This is a genomic window from Streptomyces sp. NPDC047072 (genome assembly GCF_040643855.1).
Lineage (GTDB): Bacteria > Actinomycetota > Actinomycetes > Streptomycetales > Streptomycetaceae > Streptomyces.
Map to the genome: position 1 here is coordinate 23,797 of NZ_JBEYVC010000062.1, position 16,616 is coordinate 40,412.

17 protein-coding genes are annotated in these 16,616 nt (G+C 71.9%); 6 read left to right on the plus strand and 11 right to left on the minus strand.

The features are described from left to right. Positions 1-8: 8 nt before the first annotated feature. Positions 9-1,184, minus strand: coding sequence for an acyl-CoA dehydrogenase family protein (locus ABZ896_RS25155; protein ID WP_360933242.1), 1,176 nt, complete (start codon positions 1,182-1,184; stop codon positions 9-11). An 8-nt stretch (positions 1,185-1,192) separates the two neighbouring features. After that, positions 1,193-2,188: an acyl-CoA dehydrogenase family protein gene (locus tag ABZ896_RS25160; RefSeq protein WP_360933245.1), complete on the minus strand. Its 996-nt coding sequence runs from the start codon at positions 2,186-2,188 to the stop codon at positions 1,193-1,195. Between the two features lie 122 nt (positions 2,189-2,310). On the opposite strand from ABZ896_RS25160, the gene ABZ896_RS25165 reads away from it, so the two are divergent. The 3 genes from ABZ896_RS25165 to ABZ896_RS25175 all read left to right on the plus strand — a co-directional run bounded on the left by ABZ896_RS25165 (position 2,311) and on the right by ABZ896_RS25175 (position 4,932). Further along, a complete protein-coding gene (locus ABZ896_RS25165; RefSeq protein ID WP_360933248.1) occupies positions 2,311-2,982 on the plus strand; it encodes a TetR/AcrR family transcriptional regulator in 672 nt (223 codons plus the stop codon). A 76-nt stretch (positions 2,983-3,058) separates the two neighbouring features. Next, positions 3,059-3,886 (plus strand): acyl-CoA thioesterase domain-containing protein, encoded by an 828-nt coding sequence (locus tag ABZ896_RS25170; RefSeq protein WP_360933251.1) that lies wholly within the window; start codon positions 3,059-3,061, stop codon positions 3,884-3,886. Beyond that, positions 3,883-4,932, plus strand: coding sequence for a dihydrodipicolinate reductase (locus ABZ896_RS25175; protein ID WP_360933254.1), 1,050 nt, complete (start codon positions 3,883-3,885; stop codon positions 4,930-4,932). The genes ABZ896_RS25170 and ABZ896_RS25175 overlap by 4 nt, the downstream gene beginning before the upstream one ends. 5 nt (positions 4,933-4,937) lie before the next feature. Here ABZ896_RS25175 and ABZ896_RS25180 read toward each other — a convergent pair whose 3' ends face one another. Beyond that, positions 4,938-6,092, minus strand: a complete 1,155-nt coding sequence (locus tag ABZ896_RS25180) for a thiolase family protein (protein ID WP_360933257.1) — start codon at positions 6,090-6,092, stop codon at positions 4,938-4,940. Between the two features lie 98 nt (positions 6,093-6,190). On the opposite strand from ABZ896_RS25180, the gene ABZ896_RS25185 reads away from it, so the two are divergent. Both ABZ896_RS25185 and ABZ896_RS25190 read left to right on the plus strand, forming a co-directional pair. Continuing rightward, on the plus strand, positions 6,191-6,958 hold the full coding sequence (locus tag ABZ896_RS25185; RefSeq protein ID WP_360933259.1) for an SDR family NAD(P)-dependent oxidoreductase: 768 nt from the start codon (positions 6,191-6,193) through the stop codon (positions 6,956-6,958). A 37-nt stretch (positions 6,959-6,995) separates the two neighbouring features. Continuing rightward, a complete protein-coding gene (locus ABZ896_RS25190; protein WP_360933262.1) occupies positions 6,996-7,433 on the plus strand; it encodes a GNAT family N-acetyltransferase in 438 nt (145 codons plus the stop codon). On the opposite strand, the gene ABZ896_RS25195 is transcribed toward ABZ896_RS25190, so the two are convergent. Genes ABZ896_RS25195 through ABZ896_RS25210 form a run of 4 tightly spaced genes read right to left on the minus strand, consistent with a single transcriptional unit; the run spans position 7,430 to position 11,548 of the window. Continuing rightward, positions 7,430-8,206, minus strand: coding sequence for an enoyl-CoA hydratase/isomerase family protein (locus tag ABZ896_RS25195; RefSeq protein ID WP_360933265.1), 777 nt, complete (start codon positions 8,204-8,206; stop codon positions 7,430-7,432). The two genes, ABZ896_RS25190 and ABZ896_RS25195, sit on opposite strands and share 4 nt — an antisense overlap. A 1-nt stretch (position 8,207) precedes the next feature. After that, positions 8,208-9,299, minus strand: coding sequence for an acyl-CoA dehydrogenase family protein (locus tag ABZ896_RS25200; protein ID WP_360933268.1), 1,092 nt, complete (start codon positions 9,297-9,299; stop codon positions 8,208-8,210). Further along, positions 9,286-10,179 carry an acyl-CoA dehydrogenase family protein gene (locus tag ABZ896_RS25205; RefSeq protein ID WP_360933271.1) on the minus strand — a complete coding sequence of 298 codons (894 nt, stop codon included), beginning with the start codon at positions 10,177-10,179 and terminating at the stop codon, positions 9,286-9,288. Before ABZ896_RS25205 ends, ABZ896_RS25200 begins: the two co-directional genes overlap by 14 nt. Continuing rightward, a complete protein-coding gene (locus ABZ896_RS25210) occupies positions 10,157-11,548 on the minus strand; it encodes an AMP-binding protein (RefSeq protein WP_360933274.1) in 1,392 nt (463 codons plus the stop codon). Before ABZ896_RS25210 ends, ABZ896_RS25205 begins: the two co-directional genes overlap by 23 nt. Before the next feature lie 89 nt (positions 11,549-11,637). On the opposite strand from ABZ896_RS25210, the gene ABZ896_RS25215 reads away from it, so the two are divergent. After that, entirely contained in the window at positions 11,638-12,648 is a 1,011-nt protein-coding gene (locus ABZ896_RS25215; RefSeq protein WP_360933277.1) for a ferredoxin--NADP reductase, read from the plus strand. Here ABZ896_RS25215 and ABZ896_RS25220 read toward each other — a convergent pair. The 4 genes from ABZ896_RS25220 to ABZ896_RS25235 are packed head-to-tail and all read right to left on the minus strand — an operon-like array spanning position 12,639 to position 16,610. Further along, positions 12,639-13,682 (minus strand): CoA transferase, encoded by a 1,044-nt coding sequence (locus ABZ896_RS25220; protein WP_360933280.1) that lies wholly within the window; start codon positions 13,680-13,682, stop codon positions 12,639-12,641. The two genes, ABZ896_RS25215 and ABZ896_RS25220, sit on opposite strands and share 10 nt — an antisense overlap. Next, positions 13,679-14,635, minus strand: a complete 957-nt coding sequence (locus ABZ896_RS25225; protein WP_360933283.1) for a TIGR03564 family F420-dependent LLM class oxidoreductase — start codon at positions 14,633-14,635, stop codon at positions 13,679-13,681. The genes ABZ896_RS25220 and ABZ896_RS25225 overlap by 4 nt, the downstream gene beginning before the upstream one ends. Beyond that, on the minus strand, positions 14,620-15,030 hold the full coding sequence (locus ABZ896_RS25230; protein ID WP_360933286.1) for a cobalamin B12-binding domain-containing protein: 411 nt from the start codon (positions 15,028-15,030) through the stop codon (positions 14,620-14,622). Before ABZ896_RS25230 ends, ABZ896_RS25225 begins: the two co-directional genes overlap by 16 nt. Then, the gene (locus tag ABZ896_RS25235) at positions 15,030-16,610 is read right to left on the minus strand and encodes a methylmalonyl-CoA mutase family protein (RefSeq protein ID WP_360933289.1); all 1,581 of its coding nucleotides are present in this window, start codon (positions 16,608-16,610) and stop codon (positions 15,030-15,032) included. The genes ABZ896_RS25230 and ABZ896_RS25235 overlap by 1 nt, the downstream gene beginning before the upstream one ends. Positions 16,611-16,616: the final 6 nt, after the last annotated feature.

A 16,616-nucleotide genomic window follows, 5' to 3' on the forward strand; every position in this document is an offset into this window, starting at 1 on the left:
AGTTCTCCTCACCGTCGGGGCAGACCGAGCACGCGCTCGGCGATGATCGTGCGCTGGATCTCGGAGGTGCCGCCCGCGATGGTGCCGCCGAAGCTGCGGGCGTAGCGGTTGAACCAGCTGGCGGAGTCGTCGTCATAGCTCATGTGGTGGTACGGCGCCGTCCGCGCCGGATGGTCGAGCCCGTCCGGTCCGCACGCCTCCAGGACGTGTTCCAGGGCGCGTTGGGCCGACTCCGAGCCGAAGACCTTGAGCACGGACAGCGCGGGCACGTCCTGTTCGCCGCGGGCGGCCCGGGCCAGGGCGGCCGAGCCGAGCAGCCGTAGCGCCTGGAGGTCCATGACGAGGGTGGCGTACCAGTCCTTCTCCAGCGTGTTCGTCGGCCGGAAGTCCCGCAGGACCTCGCTCATCCGCTCGGCCTCGCCGAGCCACATGAGCGTGCGCTCGTGCCCCAGCGAACCGTTCGCGACCCGCCAGCCCTCGTTGAGCGGGCCGACGAGGTTCTCGGCGGGGACCCGGACGTTCTCGAAGAAGACCTCGTTGAAGTCCTTGTCGTCGGGGCTGGTGTACGAGGCGAAGGGCCGGCGCGTCACGCCGGGGGTGTCGGTGGGGATGAGCAGGACGCTGATGCCCTGGTGTTTCGGGGCGTCCGGGTCGGTGCGGACGAAGGTGAGCAGGACGTCGGCGTCGTGGGCGCCGGACGTCCACACCTTCTGGCCGTTGACGGTGAAGTGGTCGCCGTCGAGTTCCGCGCGGGTGCGCAGGGAGGCGAGGTCGGAGCCGGCGCCCGGTTCGCTCATGCCGAGGGCGGCGGTGATCTCGGCGCGCAGGATGCGCACGGCCCACCGGTGCTTCTGTTCCTCGGTGCCGAAGGAGAGCAGGGAGGCGGCGATGATGCCGACGCCCTGCGGGTTGAAGGAGTGGTAGATCCGGCGGCGGGACAGCTCCTCGCGGTGCACGTACTGCTGGATCACCGTCGCGTTGCGGCCCCCGAACTCCGGCGGGTTGCCGGGCAGCAGCCAGCCCTCGTCGAACTGGAGGCGCTGCCAGCGCCGGGCCCATTCGGGGAGGTCGGCGGTGGACCGGGACCGCTGGGCGGCCTCGGCCTCCGTCGGCAGGTGGGCGTCGAGGAAGGCCGCGAACTCGGCGCGGAATGCCTCGACTTCGGGGTCAAAGGACAGGCGCATGGCACCCCTCAGACGATCGCATGGCTCTCCTCGGCTATCAGCGCCCGGTGGTGGGCGGCGCCGCCCAGCAGCAGCTCCCCGGCCTTGGCCCGCTTGATGGCGAACTGGAGGTCGTTCTCCCAGGTGTGCCCCATGGCCCCGAACAGCTGCACGGCGTTGCGGAAGACGAGGGCCTGGCACTCGCCCGCCGCCGCCTTCGCCATGGAGGCGGCGAGCCGGCGGCGGGGATCGTCCTCGGCGATCGTCAGCGCGGCGAAATAGGCGAGGGCGCGGGCCCGTTCGACCGCCACGTGCATGTCGGCCGCCTTGTGCTTGACGGCCTGGAAGGAGCCGATGGGCGCGCCGAACTGATGGCGGGTACGGGCGTGTTCGAGGACCAGGTCGAGCGCGCGCCGGCAGGCCCCGACCATCGTCAGGGCGAGGCCGGTCAGGGCGAGGTGCCGGGCCGATTCGGGGTCGGCGTCGCTGCGGGACTCCGCCGTCACCCGCACGCGGTCGAAGGTGACGTCGGCGAGGTGCAGGACGGGGTCGAAGGCGGGGGTGCGTACGGCGGTCACCGCGTCGGCCGGTACGACGAAGACGCCCGCCTCCGTCACCACGGCCAGCCGGTCGGCTCGGTCGCCGTCGAGGACGTGGCGCGCGGTGCCCTCCAGGAGCCAACCGCCCCCGTCCGGGCGGGCGATGACCCCGTCGAACACGGCGGCACCGGCCCGTCCCGGCTCGACCGAGTCTCCCGCCAGCGGGGCGAACTGCGTGAGCGTGGCCAGGTAGGGCGTCGGATCGGTCGCGCGGCCCAACTCCTCCAGCACGATCGCGAGTTCGACCGTATCGGCGGGATCGGTCAGCTCGGTCCAGCCCAGGTCGCCGTAGACCCGCCACAGCGGACCCGGGTCGGCGCCGGTGTCGACGACGGCCCGGACCAGCGTCGGCGGGCACTCCTTGGCGACGGCCTTGTGCACGGTGTCCTGCCACAGGCGCTGCTCCGCGTCGAACTCAAACAGCATCACGGCTCCTCAACAAGAGAATATAATTCTCTCAATCTGAAATCCTCAGTCTCCTCCATGTCATCCGAGGTGTCCAGGCTGGAGGTGCGAGCTTGCCGCTACACTCCAGTAATGTTCTCTCCATGACACAGAAGGCGGACCAGCCCGTGAGCAGCCCGAGCGAGGAACCGGCCTGGAAGCAGCGCGCCGTCGAGCGTTCCACCCAGGCGGCCAAACGTCGGGCCGAGCAACGCGTCGAGCGGTTCCTCGACGCGGCGCAGGCGATCATGGCGGAGAAGGGCACCACGGACTTCACCGTCCAGGAGGTCGTCGACCGCTCCCGCCAGTCCCTGCGCAGCTTCTACCAGCACTTCGACGGCAAGCACGAGCTGCTCCTCGCCCTGTTCGAGGACGCCATGAGCAAGTCGGCGGACGAGCTGCGGACCGCCGCGGCCGAGCAGTCCGGTCCGCTGGAGCGGCTCAGGGTCGTCGTCCAGACCCTGTTCGACAGCTCGCGCCCGAACCCCACCGGCAAGCAGGCGCCGCTGTTCACGGACTTCGCGCTGCGCCTGCTGGTCTCCCACCCCGCCGAGATGCGGGTGGCGAACGCGCCGCTGCTCGCGCTGTTCACCGAGCTGATGACGGAGCTGGAGGAGGCGGGGCTGCTCCGCGAGGGCTTCAAGGCCCGCCGGGTGGCCGCGCTGACCATGCAGACCGTCATGTTCAACGCGCAGTCCAGCGGTCAGGAGGGGTCCCACCCGCTCACCTCGGAGGAGATCTGGGACTTCTGCGCGAAGGGGTTCACGCTCAGCTGACGCCTGGGCGTCCTCTGACCGAGGACCCCTTGAGAACCCCATTCTCACAGTCGTAAATATCGCTTACGCTCGGGGCATGCCGCTTGCCTCGAGTGACCTCTGGGACGATCTGCTCGCCTGTCTCGACCTGCGCACACACCCTTCGGGAGCGCCCTTCGTGTACGAGGGGCGCAACCAACGGCTCGGCTACCACCGGCTGTTCGGCGGACAGCTGCTGGCCCAGTTCGCCCGCGCCGCGCAGCTCGTCTGCCCGGAGAAGACCGTCAAGTCCCTGCACGCCGTGTTCGCCCGCGCCGGCCTGACCGGGGAGCCGGTCCGCTACGAAGTGGAGCGCCACCACGACGGCGGTTCCTTCGCCGCGCTGACGGTCGTGGCCCGCCAGTCCAAGGGCGTGGTGGCCACCGCCTCGGTCTCCCTGCACGCGCCGGAGGACGGTCCGGAGCACCAGACGGCCGCCGCCGTCCCGCCGCTGCCGGGCCCCGAGCACCGCACCGACCTGCATCCGCTGCCCTGGGAGACGCGGACCCTCACCGACCTGGACTCCCCCGGCTCGGAGCCGCCCGAGTTCGACCTGTGGATGCGGACCCCGTCGGCGACGGCCGGCCTCGCCCCCGCCCTCACGGCGTACGCCACCGACCTCACGCTCATCGGCACCGCACTGCGCCCGCTCAAGGGGCTCACCCAGCACGACTCCGGCACGGCGTTCACCTCCGCCGTCACCTCGCACACGGTCTGGTTCCACCGGCCGTTCGACGCGGGCGGCTGGCTGCTGCTGCGCCAGCACAGCCCGATCCTGGCGCACGGCCGCTGCTTCGGCCGGGGGGACGTGTTCACCGAGGACGGCGCACTCGTCGCCTCTTACGGCCAGGAGGCCCTTCTGCGCTTCACCGGGGAGGCGGCATGAGCGCGTACCGGGTGGTGCAGTGGGCGACCGGCACGATCGGGTCCCGTGCGCTGCGGGCCGTCGTCGAGCATCCCGGGCTGGATCTCGCGGGTGTGTACGTCCACTCGGCGGAGAAGGCCGGGCGGGACGCGGGCGAACTGTGCGGAATCGACACGACTGTCGGGGTGACGGCCACTCAGGATCTCAGGGAAGTACAGGCGTTGGGCGCGGACTGCGTGCTCTACATGCCGTTGCTGTGCGACGTCGACGAGGTGTGCCGGATCCTGGAGTCGGGGGCGAACGTCGTGACCACGCGCGGGGAGTTCCATCATCCGCCGAGCATGAATCCCGACGTACGCAAGCGGGTCGAGGCCGCCTGCGAGCGCGGTGGGACATCGATCCACAGCACCGGCAGCAGCCCGGGGTTCATCACGGAGGCGGTGCCGCTCATGCTGACATCGATCGCACGGCGGCTGGACTCGCTGACGATCGACGAGTACGCCGATCTGTCCCAACGCCCTTCTCCGGAGCTGCTGTTCGCGGTGATGGGCTTCGGGGCCGCGCCCGCCGCCTTCGACGAGGGGCGGCTGAGCCACGCGCGCACCAGCTTCGGCCCGTCGCTGCGGCTGGTCGCCGACGCGCTCTCATTGCCGCTCGACTCCCTTGAGGCAGGCGGGGAGTTGGCGACCGCACGGCGCCGAGTCCGGATCGCCGCCGGCGAGTTGGCCGCCGGCACCGTCGCCGCGCAGCGCCTCACGGTCACGGGGCTGCACGCCAGCCGACCCCTCCTCAGCTTCCGTGCCACCTGGTACTGCACGACCGACCTCGACCCGGCCTGGGCCCTGCACGACACCGGCTGGCACATCTCGGTCGACAGCGATGCCCCGCTGGAGGTCGGCCTGCGCTTCCCGGTGCCGCTGGACCGGATGGCGGCGGTGTCCCCGGCGTACACGGCGAACCGCGCGGTGAACGCGGTGCCGTTCGTGTGCGCGGCACAGCCCGGGATCCGTACGACGCGGGAACTGCCGCAGATCACGGCGACGTTGGGCCCGGCGTCCACGGGTTGAGCGCCCTACGGCGCGGGCACCTCGACGACCATCGCCGACCCCATCCCACCGCCCGCACACATCGCGGCCACACCGATCCCCCCGCCCTGGCGCCGCAGTTGATGCACCAGGGTGACCAGCATCCGCGCCCCGGTGGCCGCGACCGGATGTCCCAGCGAACAGCCGCTGCCGTTGACGTTGACCCGGTCGGGGTCGAGCTCCAGACGGCGTACGGCGGCCACGGCGACGGCGGCGAACGCCTCGTTGATCTCGAACAGGTCGACGTCGGCGATGGTGAGCCCGGCCCGGGCGAGCGCCTTCGGGACGGCCTTCAACGGGGCGAGTCCCGTCTCGGCGGGGTCGACACCCACATGCGCCCAGGACCGCACGACGGCCAGGACAGGCAGCCCCGACGAGGCGGCCGCGCCCTCGCTCGCCACCGCCAGCACCGCCGCGCCGTCGTTGCCGCCGCACGCGTTGCCCGCGGTGATGCTGAACCCCTCGATCTCCGGATGCAGCGGCTTGAGCGCGGCGAGTTTCTCCAACGACGTGCTGCGACGCGGGTGTTCGTCCACGGAGAAGAGCCCGTGCGGGGTCTCGATCGGCACGATCTCCTCCTCGAAGCGCCCCTCGTCGATCGCGCGGACGGCGTTGCGGTGCGAACGCAGCGCCCAGGCGTCCATGTCCTCCCGGCTGATGCCGACCCGCTGGGCGGTGTTCCAGCCGACGGTGATCGACATGTCCGCGTTGGGGGCGTCCGGCCGGTCGGGATGGGTCGGCGGCATCCAGGGCTCGACCCACTCGCCGTCGACGCGGAAGCGCGATTTCGGCGCGGTGGAGGCGGAGTTGACGCCACCGGCGATGACGAGGTCGTCCATGCCGGCCCGGACGGACGCGGCCGCGTCGGCGACGGCGGTCAGACCGGCGGCGCAGTGCCGGTTGACGGCCTGGCCGGGGACCGCGGTGAGCCCGGCGGTCAGGGCCGCGTGCCGGGCGAGGACCCCGCCGCCGTAGAGGCCCTCCCCGAGGATCACGTCGTCCACCCGCTCCGGGTCGAGACCGCGCGCCACCGCGCCGACGACATGGTCGGCGAGGTCGAAGGCGGTGGTGTCGCGCAGGGTCCCCTTGACGGCGGTGCCGACGGGGGTGCGCAGGGCGGACACGATGACTGCCTCGGGCATGGACGTCTCCAACCGATTCGGCGGGCCGGACGGGATCACAGCACCGTACGAGAATGCTACTCTCGCAAAATCAGAACGTCACTCGCAAGGGAGCTGTCATGCAGATAGCGGGGTCGTCCGCGCTCGTGGTCGGCGGGACCGGCGGTCTGGGCGAGGCGACGGTCCGCCGGCTCCACGCGTCGGGCGCGGCCGTGGTGGTCGCCGACCTCGCCGACGACAAGGGCAAGGCCCTGGAGGCGGAGCTGGGCGTCCGGTACGTGCGGACGGACGCCACCGACGAGGACGACGTCCTCGCGGCCGTCACCGCGGCCGAGTCCCTGGCCCCGCTGCGGATCTCGGTGGACGTGCACGGCGGTCCGGCGAGCGGGGGGCGGCTGATCGGCAAGGACGGTTCACCGCTGGATCTGGCCGGGTTCCGGCAGACGGTCGACATCTACCTCACCGGCGTCTTCAACGTCATGCGGCTGGCGGCCGCCGCGATGGCCCGCCAGGAGCCGCTGGACGGCGACGGGGGCCGGGGCGTGATCGTGAACACCGCCTCCATCGCGGCGTACGAGGGCCAGACCGGCCAGCTGCCCTACGCCGCCGCCAAGGGCGGGGTCGCCGCCATGACCCTGGTCGCCGCCCGCGACCTCTCCCCGCTCGGCATCCGGGTCCTCACCATCGCCCCCGGCACCTTCCTGACCCCGGCCTACGGTCAGGCGGGCGACCGCCTTGAGGCGTACTGGGGTCCGCAGGTCCCGCACCCCCGCCGTATGGGCCGCTCGCCTGAGTACGCGGCCCTGGTCCAGCACCTCTGCGAGAACGACTACCTCAACGGCGAGGTGATCCGCCTGGACGGGGCGCTGCGGTTCCCGCCCAAGTGAGGACGCCGTTGTCAGTGCCGCGTGGCAGCCTGGCGGTATGACGAGGGAAGCCTTCCGGGTGCGTCCCCTGGACCGGGACGCGTGGCCCGACTTCGCGGCGCTGATCGAGCGGCACCAGGATGTGGTCGGCGGCTGCTGGTGCATGCCCTCCGGTGAGAAGGGCGGGGAACACGCCTCGCTCGTGTACGACGGCTCGCGCTGCGTCGGCTGGTGCCGGTTCGGGCCGACCGCCGAACCGCCCGCGGTCGGACGCTGGCGGGTCATCTGCTTCTTCGTCGACAGGGCCCACCGGCACAGGGGCGTGGCGTCGGCCGCCCTCGACGGTGCCCTCGACGAGATCGCGCGTCTGGGCGGCGGCACCGTGGAGAGCTACCCCGAGGACACCGAGGTGGCACTGTTCGAGAGACACGGCTTCGAGCGCACCCGCCGGATCGGCGGGCACCACTGGGTGGTCACACGAACAGTCCCGGGCTAGGCACCACCGGTCAGTCGCTCCAGAGTCGTGCGGAAGTCCTCCGTGGTGAAGGAGTGCTCCTCGGCCGTCGTGGCGTAGTCGAGGGTGGCGAGGACCGCGCGTTCCAGGTGCATGTTGAGGAGGCGCTTGGTGGTCTCCACCGCCTGCCGGGGCAGGCCCGCGATCCGCTTGGCGCAGGCGGTCGCCTCGGCCAGGGGGTCGGCGACCGCGTGGTTCGCCAGTCCCATGGCCACCGCCCGCTCCGCGGGGATGCGGGCGCCGGTCAGGGCGTACTCCTTGGCCAGCAGCAGGCTGGTGTGCAGGGGCCAGGTGAGCGGGCCGCCGTCCGCGGCGACGAGACCGACCTGGACGTGCGGATCGGCGAGGTGAGCGGTCTCCGCGATGTAGACGGTGTCGCTGAGGGCGACGAGGCTGCATCCCAGGCCCACGGCGGGGCCGTTGACGGCCGCGACGACCGGGACGCGGCACCGCACCATGCCGAGCACGATGTCCCGGCCGTGCGCGATGGACCGGGCCCGCAGCTCCGGGTCGCGGCGCAGTTCGTCGAGGTAGCCGAAGTCGCCGCCCGCCGAGAACGCCTTCCCCGCGCCCGTGAGGACGGCCGCGCGGGCGTCCCGGTCCTCGCTCAGCCGGGGCCAGAGCCGGGCGAGGCCGGTGTGGAGGGCGTCGTTGACGGCGTTGAGCGCGTCGGGCCGGTTGAGGGTGACGATCCGCAGCGGACCGTCCGCCCGGACCTGGATCTCCTCCGGCATGCCGTACAGGTTCTCCGTCATGTCAGACTCCAAGTCCCAGGATGCGCGAGGCGATGATGTTCTTCTGGATCTGCGAGGTCCCGCCCATCACGCTCTGCGCGCGGCTGTAGAGGTAGGCGTTCAGCAGCTCGGGGTCCTCGGTGCCGCCGACGGTCAACGCCGCGTGTCCCACGGCCTGTTCGGCCCAGGTCATCAGCAGCTTGTCGAGGGAGCCCTCGGGGCCGTGGGAGACGCCGTCGAGCTGTTCGGAGAGCCGTCGGCGGACGTGCAGGCGGAGCATCTCGGCCTCGACGGCGGCCCAGGCGAGTTCGGGCGGCGGTGGGGACCCGGCCGTACGCGCGGCGAGTTGGCGGACGAGCTTGCCATAGCGGGCGGAGAAGCCGAGGGTGGCGGGCTCGCGTTCGTGGCCGACGACGGTCATCGCCAGCTTCCAGCCCTCCCCCGGCGCACCCACCATCTGGTCGGCGGGGACGCGCGCGCCGTCGAAGAGGACCTGGCCGAACTCCTTGGTCACTCCGCTCATCATCTTCAACGGACGCTGTTCGACGCCCGGTTGGTGCATGTCGAGGACGAACGCTGAGATGCCCTTGTGCCGGGGTACGTCCGGGTCGGTGCGGGCCAGCAGCAGACACCAGTCGGCGACGTCGGAGTAGCTGGTCCAGATCTTGTGGCCGTGCACGACGTAGGAGTCGCCGTCGCGGGTGGCCCGGGTGGTGAGGGAGGCGAGGTCGGAACCGGCGCCGGGTTCGCTGAAGCCCTGGCACCAGCGTTCGGTGCCGTCGATCATGCCGGGCAGGAAGCGGCGGCACAGCTCCTCGCCGCCGTGCCGGCCGAGGCCCTGGACCAGGTAGCCGAGGCTGGGCCGGGGCGGGGCGCCGGCCCGGGCGAGTTCCTCGTCGAGGATGACGTCGTAGACGGGCGGGAGTTCGTGGCCGCCGTACTTCCTGGGCCAGGAGAGTCCGAAGAACCCGGCCGCGTGCAGGGCGCGGTGCCATTCGCCCTGCCGGGCCCAGTACTCGTCGCCCGCACTCGGGAAGGTGCCCGCCCGTTCGGCGAGCCAGCCCCGCAACCGGACCCGGAACGCGGCCTCTTGGGGAGAGTCACGAAAGTCCAAGGTCCAACTCCTCCAGGCGGACGGGGAACAGCTCGGTGGACGTCAGGACGCGGCGCAGCTGGACATGGGCGAGGCACTCCCAGGTGTTGCCGATGCCGCCGTGCACCTGGACGGCGGTCTCGCAGACCGTGCGGGCGGCTCGCGCGCAGTAGAGCTTGGCGATGCGGGCGGCCTGCACCGCTTCGTCGGGGGGCAGTTCGTCGACGGCCCAGGCCGCGTGCCGCAGGACGCTCACCGAGCCCTCGATCAGGGCGAGCCCTTCGGCCAGCAGGTGTGCGACGGCCTGGTAGGAGCCGATCGTGCTCCCGTACTGCTCGCGGACCTTCGCGTAGTCGCAGGCAAGGGTGTGGGCGCCACGGGCCGCTCCGAGGAGGTCGGCGCAGGTGGCGACGAGGGCCAACGCGTGCCAGCGGGCCGCGTGTTCAGTGGAGATCTCCCCGAGAAGCGACGGTCGACCGGACAGTTGGGCGTTGCGCCGCGTCAGGTCGGCGCCGGTCACGAGCGGACCGAGCGGGGCGGACAGCACGCGCTCGCCGTCGAGGGTGATTCCCTGCCGCAACCCACCCGCGTCCCTCGCCACGCCGTCCACCACGACGGTGGCCGACGGCGTCCCGGGCGCCAGATCGTCGGCGAGGACAGGACCCAGGAGCGGCACGTCGACCAGTCCCCGGCCGAACTCCTCCACCACCAGCGCGACTTCGACCCCGGACGCCCCGTCGGAACGAAGGGTCCGCCAGCCGGTGGCCGCCACCGCCTTCTCCAGCCGTGCGATCCTTTCGCCGTCGTCCAGATCGAGTACGGCCCCGGGCCCTAGGTCGTCGGCCAACCGGGCCGCCGCAGCCCGCAGTTGGCGTTGCTCATCGGTCAGACGTACGTCCATGACGCTCCTTGAGGACCCGGCGCAGGACCTTGCCGGACGGCAGTCGGGGGATCTCGGTCACGAACTCCACGTGGCTGGGGCGCTTGTAGGAGGCCAGCCGGTCGCCGACCAGGGCGACGAGTTCGTCGGCGTCCACCGGCGCACTGGTGCGCACCGCGGCCACGATCGCCTCGCCGTCGGTCTCGTCGGGAACCCCGAACACCGCGCAGTCGGCGACCGCGGGATGTCCGTACAGCACCGCCTCGATCTCGGCGGGCGCGACCTGGAAGGCCCGGACCTTGATCATCTCCTTGGAGCGGTCGGTGAGCCGGATCCAGCCGTCCGCGTCGACGCTGCCGACGTCCCCGGTGCGGTACCAGCCGTCGTGGAAGGCGTCCGCCGTCGCCTCGGCCGGGAGGTAGCCCGCCATCAGGGACTCGGCGCGCACCTCGATCTCCCCGGTCTCGTCCGGCCCGAGCGGCTTCCCGGTCTCCAGGGACACCACGCGGACGCGCACCCCGGGCACGGCCCGCCCCGGGGTGTCGAGGCGCGGGCCGTCGAGCGGGTTGCAGGCGATGACGGGCAGTTCGCTGGCGCCGTACGCGGGCAGCCAGGGGACACCGGTACGCCGGGTGACGGTCTCGGCGACGCTCGGGGTGACCGGAGTCGCGCCCCACATGACGTAGCGCAGGGACGACAGGTCGTACGACTCCAGCTTCGGGTGCGCCGCGAGGGCGAGGGCGATCGGCGCGACCGCCATCTCCACGGTGATGCCGTCGAGTTCGATGTGGTGGAGCAGCCGGTCGAGGTCGAAGCGCCGGTGCAGACGCAGCCAGGCGCCCACCTCCAGAGCCGTCACGATGTTGAGCAGACCGAGGATGTGCGAGGGCGGGGTGGTGATCTGGATCCGGTCGTCGGCGGTGAGTCCCAGCGCGTCCCGCCAGTGGACGACGGCCGCGGCTAGCGAGGCGTGGGTGTGCCGGACCGCCTTGGGCATGCCGGTGGTGCCCGAGCTGAAGACGAGCACGGCGTCGGAGCTCGGTTCCGGCGCCGGGTACACAGCCCCTGCCCCGGCCGGGATCGGCTCGTCCAGGTGCAGCATCGGCATCAGCTCGGCCAGCACCGGATGGTCGCCCACGGCATGCGCCGGCTTGGTGATGTCCAGGGCGTGCTCGACCTCGCCCCGCTTCCACGCGGGGCTGAGCAGCACGACCGCGGCGCCCAGGCGCCACAGGGCCTGGACGGCGATCACGAACTCGGGCCGGTTCGACGACATGAGGGCGACCCGCTCCCCCGCCCGCACACCCCGCCGGGCCAGCCGGTCGGCCAACCCGTCGGCGAGAGCGCCCAGTTCGGACGCGGTGTACCGCCGGTCCTCGAAAACCAACACCCCACGCATCGAGAGGGTCCCATCTGCTAGGCGAGAATAGTATTCTCGCAGCAACAGAACCTTGATACCAGAGCCTGAGGAGGGCGTCCATGGCGATCCCCGCTCCGTTCCAGCGCGCGACGGTCGTCAAGATCGTGCAGGAGACCGAGGACGCCAGGACGTTCGTGCTCGATCCGCACAACGGCCCCTTCACCTACGAGGCCGGGCAGTTCTGTGTCTTCCGGGTCCCGGTGGACGGCCGTCCTCTTCTGCGCTCGTACTCGATGTCCAGCGCCCCGGAGACGGACGCGGAGTTGATGACGACCGTCAAGCGGGTGCCGGGCGGCAAGGTGTCCAACTGGCTGCACGACCATGTGGTCGAGGGCGACGAACTCGAACTCACCCTGCCCCGGGGCAAGTTCTGCCTCCGCCCGGCCGCGACTCCACTGCTCGGCTTCAGCGGCGGCAGCGGGATCACCCCGGTCCTCTCCCTCGCCAAGAGCGCCCTCGCGACGACCGACCGGCGCGTCCGACTGCTGTGCGCCGACCGTGACCGACCCTCGGCGATATTCCTCACCTCGCTGGAGGACCTGGCCCGGCGCTACCCGGGCCGTCTGACGGTCGTACGGCATCTGGACGCGGACAGAGGATTCCTGGACCGGGACGCCGTACGGGAGTTCGTGGGCGCGGACGAGGACGGGGACGCGTATGTGTGTGGCCCCGAGCCCTTCATGGAGTTGGTGGAGAGCGCGCTGCCGGGGCCGGGCCGGGTGTTCAGCGAGCGCTTCGGAGGCGGTACGCCCCCGGCGCCGACGGTCGCCGAACCGGCGGTCCCTGAGCCCGCGCCCAAGGACACGGTGACGATCGTCCTCGGCACCCAGCGCGCCACCATGGCCAAGCACCCCGGCGAGACCCTGCTCCAGACGGCCCGCCGCGCCGGGCTCACCCCGCCGTTCTCCTGCGAGGCCGGCAACTGCGCGACCTGCATGGCCAAGTTGACTCAGGGCAGCGCCACCATGCGCGCGAACGACGCCCTGACGGAGGACGAAGTCGAGGAGGGCTACGTCCTCACCTGCCAGGGCGTCCCGGACGAGGGGTCAGTCACGGTCCACTACGAGTGACCGTGCTCGCCGATCCGGGGCGGCGGACGGTGCTCCGGCTCGTAGCCGTCGACCCGGATCGGGCTGCCCACGAGCCGGTACTCCCCGGCCCGCACGATCATCTCCGGGGCGGCTTCCAGCGCCTCGGGAAGCGTGCGTACGGCGGCTGCCGGGATCCCCAGCGGCCGTAGCCGCGCCTCCCACCCCCGGGCGGTGTCGGAGGCCAGCGCCCGTGTCACCACCGCGAGCACCTCGTCCCGGCGCGCGGCGCGCTCGGCCATGGTCGGGAACCCGTCGATCCCGGCCTCGCCCGCGAACGTCTTCCAGAACCCGTCGTGGGTGATGAACAGCGCCAAGTGCCCCTCGGACGTGGGGAACAGCTGGGCCGGGACGTAGTAGGAGTGGGCGCCGCCCGCGAGCCGGCGCGGCTCGGTCCCGTCGTTCAGGTACGCCGACGCACGGTAGTTGAGCTGCGCGAGCATCACGTCCCGTAGCGCGACCTCGACTTGACCGCCGCGCCCGGACACGATCTGCGCAAGCAGCCCCAACGCGGCAGTCAGTGCGGCCGAGTTGTCGACCGACGAGTACCCGGGCAGGGTCGGCGGCCCGTCGGGGTCGCCGGTGAGCGCGGCCACACCGGTCGCCGCCTGGATGACGTAGTCGAACGCGGGGTCGTCGCCCGCGTCGAGCCCGTATCCGGTGACGGCGACGCAGACGAGCTTCTCGTTCCGGTGGCGGAGACGATCGTACGTCAGCCCGAGCCGCCGTATCACCGACGGCTTGAGGTTGACGAGCAACGCGTGGGTGTCGACGGCGAGTTCACCGAGCCTCTCCTGCCCATCCGGAGTCGTCAGGTCGAGGCGGATGCTGCGCTTGTTGCGGTTCAGGCTGGCGAAGTAGGCGTCGCCGACCTGGCGGGAGAGGTCGCCGCCGGGTGGCTCGATCTTGGTGACGTCGGCGCCGAGGTCGGCGAGGAGCATGGTGGCGAAGGGGCCCGCGAGGATGTGGCCGACCTCCAGGATCCGGATACCGGCGAGCGGGCCGGACGTGGTCACCGGAAGTCCGTGGCGAGCGAGGCGATCATGTCGCGGGTACGGCGCTTGGAGGCGACCAGTTCGTCGCGGTTCTCGCCGATCGGTAGCAGTCGTACGGACAGGTCGGTCACGCCCGCGTCGGCGAACCTCCTGAAGCGGGCCGCGATGGCCGCCTCGTCGCCCGCCGCGCACAGGTCGCCGACGTCGCGGGCGTCGCCGTAGTCCAGCAGGCGTTGGTAGTTGGGCGAGATCTCGGCCTCGCCGAGGATGCGGTTGGCGCGCTCGCGGGCCGCGTCGACCTCGCCGGGGCGGCACAGGCAGACGGGGATGCCGGCGACGATCCGGGGTGCCGGACGCCCGGCGCCCTCCGCGGCCTTGGTGATGCGCGGGACGACGTGCTCGGCGACGGCCCGTTCGTCGGCCATCCACAGGATGGTCCCGTCGGCGCGTTCCCCGGCGATCGCCAGCATGACCGGGCCGAGGGCGGCGACGAGGACGGGCAGCGGGGCGACGGGGGCGAGGTCGAGGGGGTTGTGCACGGTGTAGGTGCGGTTCTCGACGTCGATGGGCCCGGGGCCGCCCCGGGCCGCGTCCAGGACGTCGAGGTAGTCGCGGGTGAGACCGGCCGGGCGCTCGTAGGGCAGGCCGAGCATGTCCTCGATGATCCAGTGGTGCGAGGGGCCGACGCCGAGGGCGAGCCGTCCGCCGGTGGCGGCCTGGGTGGACAGGGCCTGCCGGGCGAGGGCGATGGGGTGCTGGGCCTGGAGGGGGACGACGGCCGTGCCGAGTTCGATGCGGGAGGTGGCCGCGCCCATGAGGGCGACCGCCGTCAACGCGTCGAAGTCGGTGGGTACTTGGGGGATCCAGGCGGTGTCCATGCCCGCCGACTCGGCCCACTGGGCGTCGGCGACCAGCCGGGCCGCCTTGCGCGCGGAGTCCCCGCGCTCGGCCCCGATCATCACTCCGATCCGCATGCTCGTCCCTCCAGAGTCAGGGCGCGTACGTCCGCCACCACGACGTCGAGCGGTGTTCCGGTGGGGAACACGGCGGCCGCGCCGGCGGCCTTGAGTCGGGGCACGTCGGCCGGGGGGATGGTGCCGCCGACGACGACCGTGATGTCCCCGGCGTCGGCGGCCCTCAGCCCCTCGACGGTCCGGGCGGTGAGCGCGAGGTGCGCGCCGGACAGCATGCTCAGGCCGACGACGGCCACGTCCTCCTGGACGGCGGTCGCGACGATGTCCTCGACGCGCTGCCGGATACCGGTGAAGACGACCTCGAAGCCCGCGTCGCGCAGCGCCCGCGCGACGATCTTGGCGCCTCGGTCGTGACCGTCGAGACCGGGCTTGGCGACAAGGATGCGGGCGCCCATCAGAACACCACCGGCTGCCGGAACTCGCCCCAGACGTCCTTGAGCGTGCTCACCATTTCCCCCACCGTGCAGTAGGCGTTGGCGCAGTCGACGAGCGGTCCCATCAGGTTCACGTCCCCTTCGGCGGCGCGCGCCAGCTCGGCGAGCCGGGCCCGTACGGCCGCCGGATCGCGCTCGGCCTTCACGCGGGCGAGCCGCTTGAGCTGCAACTCCCTGCCCCTGGCGTCGAGTTCGTAGGTGGCGATGTCCGGGGGCGGCTCGTCCCGGTCCACGAAGCGGTTGACGCCGACGACGGGCCGGGTGCCCGCCTCCACCTCCTGGTGGATCCGGTACGCCTCGTCGGCGATGAGCCCCTGGAGGTAGCCGTCCTCGATCGCCCGGACCATGCCGCCGTGCCGCTCCAGGTCGTCCATGATCTCGACGATCCGTTCCTCGGTGGCGTCCGTGAGCGACTCGACGAAGTACGAGCCGCCGAGCGGGTCCGCGACCCGGGCGACGCCGGTCTCGTGGGCGAGGACCTGCTGGGTGCGCAGGGCGAGGGTCGCCGACTCCTCGCTGGGCAGCGCGAACGGCTCGTCCCAGGCGGCGGTGAACATCGACTGGACCCCGCCGAGGACGGAGGCGAGCGCCTCGTAGGCGACCCGGACGGTGTTGTTGCGGGCCTGCGGCGCGTACAGCGAGGCGCCTCCGGCCACGCACCCGAAGCGGAACATGGCGGCTCTGTCGGAATCCGCGCCGTACCGCTCGCGCACGATCGTCGCCCAACGCCTGCGCCCCGCACGGTACTTGGCGATCTCCTCGAAGAAGTCGCCGTGCGTGTAGAAGAAGAAGGAGACCTGCGGGGCGAACTGATCGATCGTCATACGGCCACGGGCCAGCACCGTGTCGACGTAGGTGACGCCGTCGGCCAGCGTGAACGCCATCTCCTGCACGGCGTTGGCGCCCCCGTCCCGGAAGTGCGCCCCGGCCACCGAGATGGCGTTGAAGCGGGGCACCTCGGCCGCGCAGAACTCGATGGTGTCGGCGATCAGCCTGAGCGACGGCTCGGGTGGCCAGATCCAGGTGCCCCGGGAGGCGTACTCCTTGAGGATGTCGTTCTGGATGGTGCCGGTGAGCCTCGCCCTCGGCACCCCGCGCTTCTCGGCGGCGGCCACGTAGAAGGCGAGCAGGATCGCGGCCGTGCCGTTGATGGTGAAGCTGGTGCTGATCCGGTCCAGCGGGATGGAGTCGAAGAGCACCTCCGCGTCGGCGAGGGTGTCGACGGCGACGCCCACCCGGCCGACCTCCTCGGTCACCTCCGGGTCGTCGGAGTCGTAGCCGCACTGCGTCGGCAGGTCGAGGGCGACCGAGAGGCCGGTGCCGCCCTGCTCCAGCAGATAGCGGTACCGGCGGTTGGAGTCCTCGGCGGTGCCGAACCCGGAGTACTGCCGCAGCGTCCACAACCGCCCCCGGTAGCCGGAGGCGTAGTTGCCGCGCGTGAACGGGAAGGTGCCCGGCGCGGGCGGATCGGCGGCCCGGTCCTCCGGTCCGTAGACCGGCTTGAGCGGGATGCCGGACGAGGTCTGCACGGTGTCATCCATCGCCGG

Bases quoted from the DNA above. Each gene is read 5' to 3' on its own strand.
- ABZ896_RS25155 (WP_360933242.1), bottom strand. From the start codon at position 1,184: ATGCGCCTGTCCTTTGACCCCGAAGTCGAGGCATTCCGCGCCGAGTTC.
- ABZ896_RS25160 (WP_360933245.1), bottom strand. From the start codon at position 2,188: ATGCTGTTTGAGTTCGACGCGGAGCAGCGCCTGTGGCAGGACACCGTG.
- ABZ896_RS25165 (WP_360933248.1), top strand. From the start codon at position 2,311: ATGACACAGAAGGCGGACCAGCCCGTGAGCAGCCCGAGCGAGGAACCG.
- ABZ896_RS25170 (WP_360933251.1), top strand. From the start codon at position 3,059: ATGCCGCTTGCCTCGAGTGACCTCTGGGACGATCTGCTCGCCTGTCTC.
- ABZ896_RS25175 (WP_360933254.1), top strand. From the start codon at position 3,883: ATGAGCGCGTACCGGGTGGTGCAGTGGGCGACCGGCACGATCGGGTCC.
- ABZ896_RS25180 (WP_360933257.1), bottom strand. From the start codon at position 6,092: ATGCCCGAGGCAGTCATCGTGTCCGCCCTGCGCACCCCCGTCGGCACC.
- ABZ896_RS25185 (WP_360933259.1), top strand. From the start codon at position 6,191: ATGCAGATAGCGGGGTCGTCCGCGCTCGTGGTCGGCGGGACCGGCGGT.
- ABZ896_RS25190 (WP_360933262.1), top strand. From the start codon at position 6,996: ATGACGAGGGAAGCCTTCCGGGTGCGTCCCCTGGACCGGGACGCGTGG.
- ABZ896_RS25195 (WP_360933265.1), bottom strand. From the start codon at position 8,206: ATGACGGAGAACCTGTACGGCATGCCGGAGGAGATCCAGGTCCGGGCG.
- ABZ896_RS25205 (WP_360933271.1), bottom strand. From the start codon at position 10,179: ATGGACGTACGTCTGACCGATGAGCAACGCCAACTGCGGGCTGCGGCG.
- ABZ896_RS25215 (WP_360933277.1), top strand. From the start codon at position 11,638: ATGGCGATCCCCGCTCCGTTCCAGCGCGCGACGGTCGTCAAGATCGTG.
- ABZ896_RS25225 (WP_360933283.1), bottom strand. From the start codon at position 14,635: ATGCGGATCGGAGTGATGATCGGGGCCGAGCGCGGGGACTCCGCGCGC.
- ABZ896_RS25230 (WP_360933286.1), bottom strand. From the start codon at position 15,030: ATGGGCGCCCGCATCCTTGTCGCCAAGCCCGGTCTCGACGGTCACGAC.
- ABZ896_RS25235 (WP_360933289.1), bottom strand. From the start codon at position 16,610: ATGGATGACACCGTGCAGACCTCGTCCGGCATCCCGCTCAAGCCGGTC.